12 protein-coding genes are annotated in these 11,358 nt (G+C 60.4%); 4 read left to right on the top strand and 8 right to left on the bottom strand.

Annotation, left to right across the window (positions count from 1 at the left end; genetic code table 11):
- Positions 1 to 25: 25 nt before the first annotated feature.
- On the top strand, positions 26 to 946 hold the full coding sequence (gene nagK, locus ACJ8MK_RS00965) for an N-acetylglucosamine kinase (protein WP_060418454.1): 921 nt from the start codon (positions 26 to 28) through the stop codon (positions 944 to 946).
- Between the two features lie 11 nt (positions 947 to 957).
- A complete protein-coding gene (gene cobB, locus ACJ8MK_RS00960) occupies positions 958 to 1,794 on the top strand; it encodes a Sir2 family NAD+-dependent deacetylase (RefSeq protein WP_033638183.1) in 837 nt (278 codons plus the stop codon).
- A 48-nt stretch (positions 1,795 to 1,842) separates the two neighbouring features.
- Here cobB and potD read toward each other — a convergent pair whose 3' ends face one another.
- On the bottom strand, positions 1,843 to 2,886 hold the full coding sequence (gene potD / locus ACJ8MK_RS00955; RefSeq protein ID WP_033638184.1) for a spermidine/putrescine ABC transporter substrate-binding protein PotD: 1,044 nt from the start codon (positions 2,884 to 2,886) through the stop codon (positions 1,843 to 1,845).
- On the bottom strand, positions 2,816 to 3,133 hold the full coding sequence (locus ACJ8MK_RS00950) for a hypothetical protein (RefSeq protein WP_442517441.1): 318 nt from the start codon (positions 3,131 to 3,133) through the stop codon (positions 2,816 to 2,818). Before ACJ8MK_RS00950 ends, potD begins: the two co-directional genes overlap by 71 nt.
- Here ACJ8MK_RS00950 and ACJ8MK_RS00945 point away from each other — a divergent pair.
- The gene (locus ACJ8MK_RS00945) at positions 3,123 to 3,824 is read left to right on the top strand and encodes a MurR/RpiR family transcriptional regulator (RefSeq protein WP_033638186.1); all 702 of its coding nucleotides are present in this window, start codon (positions 3,123 to 3,125) and stop codon (positions 3,822 to 3,824) included. The genes ACJ8MK_RS00950 and ACJ8MK_RS00945 overlap by 11 nt on opposite strands.
- Positions 3,825 to 3,841: 17 nt before the next feature.
- On the opposite strand, the gene ACJ8MK_RS00940 is transcribed toward ACJ8MK_RS00945, so the two are convergent.
- The 6 genes from ACJ8MK_RS00940 to ACJ8MK_RS00915 form a co-directional block, all read right to left on the bottom strand.
- The gene (locus ACJ8MK_RS00940; RefSeq protein ID WP_033646380.1) at positions 3,842 to 5,227 is read right to left on the bottom strand and encodes a family 4 glycosyl hydrolase; all 1,386 of its coding nucleotides are present in this window, start codon (positions 5,225 to 5,227) and stop codon (positions 3,842 to 3,844) included.
- 24 nt (positions 5,228 to 5,251) lie between these two features.
- Positions 5,252 to 6,811, bottom strand: coding sequence for a PTS transporter subunit EIIC (locus tag ACJ8MK_RS00935; RefSeq protein WP_033638189.1), 1,560 nt, complete (start codon positions 6,809 to 6,811; stop codon positions 5,252 to 5,254).
- Positions 6,812 to 7,029: 218 nt separating this feature from the next.
- The gene (gene potC, locus ACJ8MK_RS00930; protein ID WP_033638190.1) at positions 7,030 to 7,812 is read right to left on the bottom strand and encodes a spermidine/putrescine ABC transporter permease PotC; all 783 of its coding nucleotides are present in this window, start codon (positions 7,810 to 7,812) and stop codon (positions 7,030 to 7,032) included.
- Positions 7,809 to 8,669, bottom strand: a complete 861-nt coding sequence (potB, locus tag ACJ8MK_RS00925) for a spermidine/putrescine ABC transporter permease PotB (RefSeq protein WP_442517440.1) — start codon at positions 8,667 to 8,669, stop codon at positions 7,809 to 7,811. The genes potC and potB overlap by 4 nt, the downstream gene beginning before the upstream one ends.
- The gene (potA, locus tag ACJ8MK_RS00920; RefSeq protein WP_033653862.1) at positions 8,653 to 9,768 is read right to left on the bottom strand and encodes a spermidine/putrescine ABC transporter ATP-binding protein PotA; all 1,116 of its coding nucleotides are present in this window, start codon (positions 9,766 to 9,768) and stop codon (positions 8,653 to 8,655) included. The genes potB and potA overlap by 17 nt, the downstream gene beginning before the upstream one ends.
- 25 nt (positions 9,769 to 9,793) lie before the next feature.
- Entirely contained in the window at positions 9,794 to 10,066 is a 273-nt protein-coding gene (locus tag ACJ8MK_RS00915) for a hypothetical protein (protein ID WP_101456414.1), read from the bottom strand.
- 57 nt (positions 10,067 to 10,123) lie between these two features.
- Here ACJ8MK_RS00915 and pepT point away from each other — a divergent pair, with 57 nt between their 5' ends.
- A complete protein-coding gene (gene pepT, locus ACJ8MK_RS00910) occupies positions 10,124 to 11,353 on the top strand; it encodes a peptidase T (RefSeq protein WP_004941154.1) in 1,230 nt (409 codons plus the stop codon).
- The last annotated feature ends 5 nt before the right edge of the window (positions 11,354 to 11,358 follow it).

The following is an 11,358-nucleotide window of genomic DNA, read 5'->3' as shown; positions in this document are numbered from 1 at the left end:
CGTTTTTTTAGCCTGGGGATGGGTTATGTACTACGGTTTCGATATGGGCGGCACCAAGATTGAGCTGGGGGTATTCGACGACAACCTGCAGCGCATTTGGCAAAAGCGGGTGCCGACGCCGCGTGAAGACTACCGGCAGCTGCTGGCCACGCTGGGCGATCTGACCCTCGAGGCGGATGCGTTTTGCGGCCGGCGCGGCAGCGTCGGCATCGGCATTCCGGGCCTGCCCAACGACGATGACGGCACGCTGTTTACCGCCAACGTGCCGGCGGCGATGGGGCGGCCGTTGCCGCGCGATCTGGCGGCGCTGATCGGGCGCGAGGTGCGCGTCGACAACGACGCCAACTGCTTTGCGCTGTCGGAGGCCTGGGACGACGAGTTTCGCCGCTACCCGACGGTGCTGGGCGTCATCCTCGGCACCGGCGTTGGCGGCGGCCTGATCGTCGACGGCAAGACGGTGCCTGGGCGCAACTATATCGCCGGCGAGTTCGGCCATTTGCGCCTGCCGGTGGATGCGCTCGAGGTGCTGGGGCGTGATGTGCCTCGCGTCGCCTGCGGGTGCGGCCACCAGGGTTGCATTGAAAATTACATATCGGGCCGCGGTTTCGAATGGATGTACGCCCATTTCTATGGCCGGCACTTGCCCGCCACCGAGATCATTGCGCATTATCAGGCGGGTGAGCCGCAGGCGGTGGCTCACGTCGACCGCTTTATGGACGTGCTGGCGATCTGCCTGGGCAACCTGCTGACGGTGCTGGATCCGCACCTGGTGGTGATCGGCGGCGGGCTGTCGAACTTCGACGCCATTTACCAGGCGTTGCCGCAGCGGTTGCCGGCGCACCTGCTGCGGGTGGCCCGGCTGCCGCGCATCGAGAAGGCGCGCTATGGCGACGCCGGCGGCGTGCGCGGCGCAGCGTTCCTCAATTTGGTAAACAGGGAAAAGTAAGGAGAGAGTTAATGCACACTCGCCATCGGCTGTGTCAGTTTCGCAAGAGTAAGCATGTGCTGCATCAGCGCTTTCGTTCACGCATTTTTCACCGTGACACCATGGCGGCGGCCGAGCTGAAAAAGCCGTTTGTGGTGGTGTTGACCGGGGCCGGCATTTCGGCCGAGTCGGGCATTCGCACCTTCCGCGCCGCGGATGGGCTATGGGAAGAGCACCGGGTGGAGGACGTCGCCACGCCGGAAGGTTTTCAGCGCGATCCGGCGCTGGTGCAGGCGTTTTACAACGAACGCCGCCGCCAGCTGCAGACGGAGGAGATCGCCCCGAACGCCGCGCACCGCGCGCTGGCGGATCTGGAAGAGTGGCTGGGGGAAAACTTCCTGCTGGTCACGCAAAATATCGATAACCTGCATGAGCGCGCCGGCAGCAAGCGGGTGCTGCACATGCACGGCGAACTGCTGAAGGTGCGCTGCACCCAGTCGGGGCAGGTGTTCGAATGGCCCGGCGATCTCAGCGTTGACGACCGTTGCCACTGCTGCCAGTTCCCGGCGCCGCTGCGGCCGCACGTGGTATGGTTCGGCGAGATGCCGCTGGGCATGGACGACATTTACCAGGCGCTGAGCAAGGCCGATTTCTTCGTCGCCATCGGCACCTCCGGCCACGTCTACCCGGCGGCCGGCTTCGTGCATGAGGCGCGGCTGGGCGGCGCCTACGCGATGGAGCTGAACCTGGAGCCAAGCCAGGTGGAGAGCCAGTTCGACGAGAAGCACTATGGTCTTGCCAGCGAAGTGGTGCCGCGCTTTGTGCACAAGTTCCTGGTGGGCAAGGTGGCGCGGGCCGATAGGCCCTGATAAAGGCATCAGGGCGCACTGCGCGCCCTGATGGGATGGCGGGGCGTATTAGCGCCCGGCTTTCAGCTTTTGGAAGTAGCTTTCATACAGCGTGCTGGCGTCGCCGACGTCGTTTTGCCACTCGCCGTGCTCAATCACCGCCTTGTCCGGGTAGAGTGACTTGTCGTTGGCGATCTCCGGCGACAGCAGTTTCTTCGCCGCCAGGTTCGGCGTCGGGTAACCGATGGTTTCCGCCACCTGCACCGCGATTTCCGGCCGCAGCAGGAAGTCTATCAGCTTCAGCGCCCCCTCGACGTTGCGCGCGTTGGCCGGAATGGCCAGGCTGTCCATCCAGAAGATCCCGCCTTCCTTCGGCCAGACGATCTCCAGCGGCGTGCCGGCCTGGCGTGCCACGAAGGCCGAACCGTTCCACACCATACCGACGTTGACTTCCCCTTCCATAAACGGGTTGCCCGGGTTGTCGGAGTTGAAGGCCAGCACGTTCGGCATCAATTTCTGCAGTTCGTGATAGGCGGCTTCGATCTCTTTCGGGTCGGTGGTGTTGCCGGAGTAGCCCAGCTTGAGCAGCGCCATCTGGAACACTTCGCGCGCGTCGTCGGTCAGCAGCAGGCGGCCCTTGTACTGCGGCTGCCACAGATCGGCCCAGGCGGTAACGGTAGAGGGATCCTGCTCGTCGCTGTTGACGCCGATGGCGGTAGCGCCCCAGATGTAAGGAATGGAATAGTCGTTGTTGGGATCGAACGGCTTGTTTAGCAGGGTAGGATCGAGATCCTTGAAGTGGCTGAGCTTGCTCTTGTCGATTTTTTGCAGCATGCCTTCCTTGCTCATCTTGGCGATGAAGTAAGTGGAAGGCACCACCAGATCGTACGCGCCGTCTTTGTAGGTCTTCAGCTTGGCGTACATGCTTTCGTTGGATTCATAGGTGGAATAAATCACCTTGATGCCGGTTTCCTTGGTGAACTGCTCCAGCAGCCCCGGCGGGACGTATTCAGTCCAGTTATAGAAGTACAGTGTTTTGCCGTCAGAGGCGTTTGCAGAGCAGATACTCAGCGCCATCATCCCGGCTGCGAGCAGATGTGACCACTTTTTCATGCAGCGTATCCTTCAGCAGTAGTGAGCCGAACCCGTATGAGCCGCCGTTTTCGGCCGCGCCATACCCCAGAAAGGGGCCATTATAGGGGGCGGGGCGGGGTGGGTAAAGGCGGTTATCCCGCAGGCAAATCAAGGGGTTTGGCGGCTTAAAGCGCATCACAATTTGATTGTTTCGCGCTGGACAGGCGGTGAAGCGCGTGCGAAACAATAATTTTGGCGAATAAACGAGGGCGGCGATGAATTTCAAACAGGTCTTCAGCCAGGCGGAGCTCAGCAAGACGGATCTGACGATTTTGCACTGCATTCTCGATAATCCGGACGCCTGCATCGACGACGGCATCCGCGCGGTGTCGGCACGCTGCTACAGTTCCCCCTCGACGCTGGTGCGGCTGGCTAAAAAGCTGGGCTTTCGCGGCTATCTCGAACTGGTCTATTTCATCAAATTCAACCTGACGATGGCGCCGGCCTATCAGGCGGAGCGCGCTACGCCGGCGGCACCGCCGGCGCAGTTTCTCGATCTGCTCGACAGCGGCAAGATCCTGATCCACGGCAGCGGTTTTTCGCAATTGGTGGCGCAGTATATGTACAACAAGTTTATGACGCTGGGCGTAGACAGTTACCTGTCGCTGTGGCCGGATTTCGACATTCTTGATCGTGAGACGCGCTTTCGCTTCGATATGGTGATCGTGATTTCAAAGTCGGGCAACAGCGGCTCGGCGCTGAGCTGGAGCGAGGCGGTGAAGCGTAACCGCATCCTGTTGGCGGCCTTCTGCGGCGACGGCGACAGCCCGCTGGCGCAGCAGGCCGACATGACCTTTCTGTTTGAGGACCGGCAAAAATACGATCACGATATCTACTATCCCAATCCGTTTTTCGGCCACTGTCTGTTGGGATTCGAGAATGTGATCACCGCCTGGTTTGAACGACGTGGCCGCTGACGGCCGCACCGCGCCGTTTAGCGCCAGTGCCCGGCATACTGACGGTGAGCCTGCAGGTACTCCTCCACCAGCGTTTTCGCCAGCGAGTAGGAGTTGACCAGCGGGTGCACCATCAGCGCCTTGATGGCCAACTGGCGGTTACCGGTCAGGATCGCCGCCACCGCCAGCCGTTCGTACTCTTTCACCTGCGAAATCAGGTTCTTCTGGGTGTCGGGAATATCGCGCATTTTGACCGGCTGAATGCCGGCGCTGCTCAATTCGCAGCTGATTTCGATCACGTCTTCCGGGTGCAGAAAATCGAGCGTGTCGCGGTTTTGCATCGATACCACCACGCGTTTTTGCCGGCCGCTGTTGACCGCCTCCAGAATATCGATCGCCACCCCGGCATAGCCGCCGCTGTCAGGCTGTTCGATAAACTGTTGCAGCGTCAGCATCTCACGCGTTTTCACCTTGCCCTGGCTGGACTCGCGCTGCATATAGGAATTTTCGCGCTGCAGGTAATGGCTGAAGTAGACAGAGAAGGCATGCTCCAACTGACGGGGGATGTCCAGCTCGCCCAACGCCGACAGCATTTGGCGGTTGATCGCCGCGATCTGTTCGCCGCGGGTCTCGCCGCCCTCGACGATGGCGGCGATCGCCTGCTCACGGTAGTAGTAATAGTAGAGATACTCGTTGAGCATCAGGTTGTCCGACAGCGCCACCAGCTCCGGCGAGAAGTATTTCATGCAGGTTTCGCGATACAGGCGCGGATCCGCCAGCAACCGTTCCGTGACCGGCTCGCCGTTGACGCGCGCATTGCGGAACCAGGAAAGGTGATTGAGGCCGAAGCAGTCGACGCTCAGCTGGTCTTCGCGGCAGTCCAGCAGTTCGGCCAGTTCGCGGATGAACTCGCTGGGGGCGTCGCAGATGCCGTAGACCCGGCGCTGGAAGCCGGATTTGATGATCGCCTCGGTCACCATGCCGGAAGGATTGGTGAAGTTGAACAACACCGCGTCCGGCGAGGAAAGCTGCTCGATCAGGCGGCAATAGTCGAGGATCGCCGGAATCGAACGCATCGCCATGGCGAAGCCGCCGGCGCCGGTGGTTTCTTGCCCGAGCAACTGGTGATTGAGCGCGATGCGCTCGTCATGGATGCGGCCTTCCTCGCCGCCGATGCGCAGGGTGGTGATGATGTAGTCGGCGCCTTGCAGCGCCTGGCGCGCATCGCTGCTGAGGCTGAAAGCAATGTCGCCGCGAATGCGCTGGAATACGCCCTGCGCGAGGGCGCCGTAGATCGCCAGATGGCGCTCATCGGTATCCATAAACACCACTTCGGTAATGCCGATGCGATGGGCGTTATAGGCGATGGATTTGGCGAGGAACGGGGAACGCACGCCGCCGCCGCCGAGAACGGTTAATTTCATTCGATATCTCCCATTAATAAAGCGTTAGAGTGCCGCTAAATATTTCTCTACCTGATTTTTGACCTTGCCGACCGTGACGCCGTAAATCACCTGCACTTCACGGCGATTCTTCACCACGCCTTTGGCACCGGTGCTTTTCAACGCGGCTTCATCCACCCGCGCCATATCCTTTAATTCCACCCGCAGCCGGGTGAAGCAGTTGTCGACGGAAATAATGTTTTCCTTGCCGCCCAGCGCGCGAATAATGATGCCGCTCAGTTCGTCCGGGTTATTTTTGCGGTTCCGGTAATCCTGTTTGGAATAGAGTTTGACGTCCTGATCATCTTCGCGGCCCGGCGTCTTCAGATTGAGCTTCAGCACCAGCGTTTTGAACACCAGGTAATACACCGCAAACTGCACCAGGCCGATGACCACATACAGCGGCCAGCGGGTGAGGGAGACCGGCAGCGGCAGGTTGTAGGCCAGGAACTCGACCAGCCCGCTGGCGCCCCAGGGGCGCACCTGGAACAGGTTGCAGGCCACCTGCGACAGCGCGGTCAACACGGCGTGGATCACCCACAGCAGCGGAGAGATAAACAGGAAGGTGAACTCTATCGGCTCGGTGATGCCGACCAGGATCGAGGTGGTGATGGCCGGGATCAGAATCGCCTTGGCCAGCATTTTCTTTTCCGGTTTGGCGGTGTGATAGAAAGCCAATGCCGCGCCCGACAGGCCGAAGATGGTCACCATCCCTTGCTGCGAGAAGCGCAGCGCTTCGTTCATCAGCGGCGAGATGCTCGGGTCGCGCATATAGGCCAGGAAAATTGCCTGCGAGCCGGAGACGGTCTGGCCGTCCTGCACGATTGAACCGCCGATGCTGGTGAGCTGGAACGGCGACCAGATAAAGTGGTGCAGCCCGGTGGGGATGAGGAATTTTTCGAAGAAGCCGTAGACGAAAACCCCGAGCGAGCCGGAGCTTTTCATAAAGCCGGTCAGCGCGATCAGGCCCTGTGAGATGGCCGGCCACAGGTAGCTGAAGGCGACGGCGTACAGCATGATGATCGGCGTCATGGCGATCAGTACCAGTTTGGCGCCGCCGTAGACCGAGAACACGCCGTTGAGTTCGACGTTGCACAGGCGGTTGTGCACCCAGGCGATGGTGACGCCGAGGATAAGACCGAGGAAAATGCCCATATCCACCACGGTAAAGCCCAGCAGTTCCGTCTGCCCGGTACCGTAATATTCGCCGTTGATCTTGGCCGCGACGTGGCCGCTGAGTTGCAGATAAGACGAATTGGCGCCGAGGAACATGATAAAGCACATCACCGCAACCAGCGCCGCTTCGCTTTTTTTGTCTTTGGCCAGGCCGTAGGTAATGCCGATGCAGAAAATCAGCCCGAGATTGCCGAATAACGGCCAGAAGGTATCGCCGATCATTTTACCGATAGAGAACACGGCGGAATGTTCATTGATGAGTGTGGCATTGGTGAGAATAGAACTGAGCGCCAGAATCAGACCGATCACCGGCAGGAAAAATATCGGCCCCATCATTGCTTTGGAGAAAAGCTGCAGCTTGCTTAAGATATTATCGATAATACCTTTCATGGCAGTTCCTTTTTATATTTTAATGGATGACGACGTTGCTGAATAAACTCCCTGGAAGCGAGAAAAAATAAGGCACCTTGCCTGGGTTCAGTTATAGGGGGAAGTTTTCGCCGCTGCAATCGGCGGGGCGGAAATAGGCACCGATGGTCAGGGAGTGACAACCGGTGCCGATTGTGAAGGGGATCACAACCGGGCGCCGCAGCGCCCGGCGGGGAGGATTATTCGGCCTTGGGCGCGCGATCGCGCATCACCCACTGGCTGGCGATCACCAGCACCAGCGACAGCAGCAGCAAAATGGTGGCCAGCGCGTTGACCTCCGGCGAGACGCCGACTTTCACCATCGAATAGATCTTCAGCGGCAAGATCTCGTAGCTCGGCCCGGTAACGAAGGAGGAGACGACCACGTCGTCCATCGACAGGGTGAAGCTCAGCAGCCAGCCGGCCGCCACCGCCGGCATCGCCAGCGGCAGGATGATCTTGCGCAGAATGGTGAACTCGCTTGCGCCGAGATCGCGCGCGGCCTCCAGCATCTTCACGTCGAAGCCTTTCAGGCGCGCGTAGACGGTCACCACCACGAACGGCAGGCAGAAGGTGATGTGCGAGAACAGCAGCGACCAGAAGCCGAGCGAAATGCCCAGCAGCATGAACAGCACCAGCAGCGAGATGGCCATCACGATGTCCGGCGACATCATCACCACGAACAGCATGCCGCCGACGAACGGCTTGCCGCGGAAGCGGTAGCGGTACAGCGCCACCGCGGTCAGCGAGCCGATCAGCGTGGCGAAGGTGGCGGAGAGCACCGCCATGGTCAGCGAATGGCCGGCGGCCTGCAGCAGGCTGTCGTTATTCAGCAGCGTGCTGTACCACTGGGTGGTGGCTCCTTGCCAACTGATGCCGAAGCGCGAGGCGTTGAAGGAGTTGACGATCAGGATGACGATCGGGATATACAGATAGGCGTATACCAGCGCCATAAAGCCGCCGCGCAGCAGACGTCCGATCATGCCAGATCCTCCTTCTTGTTCAGCAGGCGGGCGGCTCGGTAATAGACCAGCAGCAACAGCCCCATCACCAGCGTCAGGCAGATGCTGGTGGCCGCGCCGAACGGCCAGTCGCGGATATTGAGGAACTGGCTTTTAATCACGTTGCCGATCAGCAGATTCTTGGCGCCGCCCATCAGATCGGCGACGAAGAACAGCCCCATCGCCGGCAGCACCACCAGCAGGCAGCCGGCGATAATGCCCGGCATGGTCAGCGGCACGATGATGCGGATAAAGGTCTGCAGCTTGCCGGCGCCGAGATCGCGCGCCGCCTCCAGGCAGGACTTATCGAGCTTTTCGATGCTGGAGTAGAGTGGCATCACCATAAACGGCAGCAGGATATACACCAGGCCGAGGATCACCGCTTCCGAGGTGTACATGATGCGCAGCGGCTTGTCGATGACGCCGATCCACAGCAGCGCGTCGTTGAGATAGCCGCGGGTGCTGAGAAACAGCTTCAGGCCGTAGATGCGGATCAGCGAATTGGTCCAGAAGGGCACGATCAGCAGAAACAGCAGCAGCGGCTGCACCTTCTGCGGCAACCGCGCCAGGATAAAGGCGAACGGATAGCCGATCGCCAGGCAGCACAGGGTGGCGATCAGCGCCATGTTCAGCGAGTGCAGCAGCACCTGGGCGTACAACGGATCGAACAAGCGCCGATAGTTGTCCAGCGTGAACACCATCTGCACCAGATTGGCGTCGTCGCGGGTCAGGAAGCTGGTGGCGATGATCATCAGGTTCGGCATGAACACGAACAGCAACAGCCAGGCGACGACGCCGACGATCACCACATTCTGGAAGACTTTACGCGATTTCTTCATCGGCCAGCACCACCTCCCAGCTTTCAACCCAGGTCACCGCCATCTTCTGATTGAGCGAGTGATCGACGTCCGGATCGTCTTCGTTGAAGAACTCGCTGACCATCACCGTTTTACCGCTCTCCAGCTCGACCACCGATTCCAGCGTCATGCCTTTGTAGTTGCGCTCGCGCACGTAGCCGATCAGCCCGTCGTGCTGCGCGCTGTCGTTCACTTCTTCCACCCGCAGGTCTTCCGGGCGCAGCAGCACCTTCAGCTTTTGGCCCGGCTCCACCGGCAGATCGGCGTAGATGTCGCACTCGCGGCCCTCGACGTTGGCGCGCACCCGCTGCGGATCGAGGCGCTGCAGAACCACCGCGTCGAAGATGTTGATCTCGCCGATAAAGCTGGCGACGAACAGGTTCTTCGGCTCTTCGTAGATCTCGCGCGGCGTGCCGTCCTGCTCGATGCGGCCTTCGCGCATCACCACGATGCGATCCGACATGGTCAGCGCTTCTTCCTGATCGTGGGTGACGAACACGAAGGTGATGCCCAGCTTGCGCTGCAGCGCCTTCAGCTCGTTCTGCATCTGTTTGCGCAGCTTATAGTCCAGCGCCGACAGCGATTCGTCCAGCAGCAGCACCTTCGGCTTGTTGACCACCGCGCGGGCGATGGCCACGCGCTGCTGTTGGCCGCCGGAGAGCTGGCCCGGCCGCCGCTGGGCGAAGGCATCCAACTGCACCATGCGCAGCGCCTCTTCGACGCGCGGCGTCAGTTCCGCCGCCGGCACCTTTTGCATGCGCAGGCCGAAGGCGACGTTGTCGAACACCGACATGTGCGGAAACAGCGCATAGCTCTGAAACACGGTGTTGACGTGGCGATGCTCGGCCGGAATGGCGGTGATGTCCTGGCCGTCGAGCACGATGCGGCCCAAATCGGCGTCTTCCAGACCGGCGATCAGGCGCAGCACCGTGGTTTTGCCACAGCCGGAGGGGCCGAGAATGGTGAGGAATTCGCCGTGGTTAATCGTCAGTTCGAGATCGGCAATGATGGTTTTGCCATCGAACGCTTTGCTCAGGGCATGCAGTTCAACAAGGGGTGCTCGAGAGGATGTCTCAGTCATTTATCGTATTACTCTATCCCGTGGGCTAATGCAGATAGAACCGCAACTGGAAAAGACTGCCGGAGCTTGCGGGATGCCCGCTGATCAAATGAAGCTCAAACCAGTTGCGCCAATGGAAATTTTTCGAGCGCGCATGATAGACGCTGAATGCCGGAATTGAAAGCCGATCCGGCCCAGATGCCGCGTTTTTCATCATGATAGCGACAAATGACCCTGTGATGACAGTGTTATTTCCCTCAGAAATCATCACAAAGATTAATGATATTGGCGAATTCTGGTTAAAAATGACCTGACGCAATATTTGATCCTGATCGGTTCCGCATAATGAAACGCGATATTCTGAGGGGCCGCTACCATGGACAAATTACTTGACCGCTTTTTCAACTACGTCTCTTTCGACACCCAGTCCAAAGCGAACGTAAAGCATGTGCCGAGCACCGACGGGCAGTTGAAGCTGGCGCGCGCGTTGCAGCAGGAAATGATCGCGCTCGGCTTCGAGCGGGTGTCGCTCAGCGAACACGGCTGCGTGATGGGCACCTGGCCGGGCAACGTCGCCTGGCCGGTGCCGGCGGTCGGTTTTATCGCCCATTTGGATACCTCGCCGGATTTCAGCGGCAAACACGTCAATCCGCAGATCGTCGAGAACTATCGCGGCGGCGACATCGCGCTCGGCATCGGCGATGAAGTGCTGTCGCCGGTGATGTTCCCGATCCTGCACCAGATGCTGGGGCAGACCCTGATCACCACCGACGGCAAAACGCTGCTGGGCGCCGACGACAAGGCCGGCATCGCCGAGATCCTCACCGCCATGGTGCGCCTGCGCGCGCGCAAAATCCCGCATGGCGACATCCGCGTAGCCTTCACCCCGGACGAGGAGGTAGGCAAGGGGGCGCAGCTGTTCGACGTGGCGGCCTTCAATGCCGAATGGGCTTATACCGTGGACGGCGGCGGCGTCGGCGAGCTGGAGTGCGAGAACTTCAACGCCGCCTCGGTGACGATCAAAATCCTCGGCAACAGCGTGCACCCCGGCAGCGCCAAGGGCGTGATGGTCAACGCGCTGTCGCTGGCCACCCGCATTCATCAGGCGCTGCCGGCGGACGAAGCGCCGGAGACCACCGAAGGCTACCAGGGCTTTTATCACCTCAGCAGCATCAAGGGCAGCGTAGAGCGCGCCGAAATGCACTATATCCTGCGCGACTTCGAGCGCGAAGGGTTCGAGGCGCGCAAGCGCAAGATGGTGGACATCGCCCGCGAGGTCGGCAAAGGCCTGCCGCGCGATTGCTATATCGAAGTGAGCATCGAAGACAGCTATTACAACATGCGCGAACAGGTGGCGGAGCACCCGCACGTGATTGCGCTGGCGCAGCAGGCGATGCGCGACTGCGACATCGAACCGGTGATGAAGCCGATCCGCGGCGGCACCGACGGCGCGCAGCTGTCGTTCCGCGGCCTGCCGTGCCCGAACCTGTTCACCGGCGGCTACAACTACCACGGCAAGCACGAGTTCGTGACGCTGGAAGGCATGGAGCAAGCGGTGGCGGTGATCATGCGCATCGCGGCGCTAGCCGCCGAGCGGGCGCGGTAAACGCC

This window comes from Serratia sp. CY38905, from assembly GCF_052168875.1.
In the GTDB taxonomy this organism is placed as follows: domain Bacteria; phylum Pseudomonadota; class Gammaproteobacteria; order Enterobacterales; family Enterobacteriaceae; genus Serratia; species Serratia sarumanii.
Note: the sequence above shows the minus strand (reverse complement) of the source record. Positions and strands in the feature narration are given on the sequence as shown.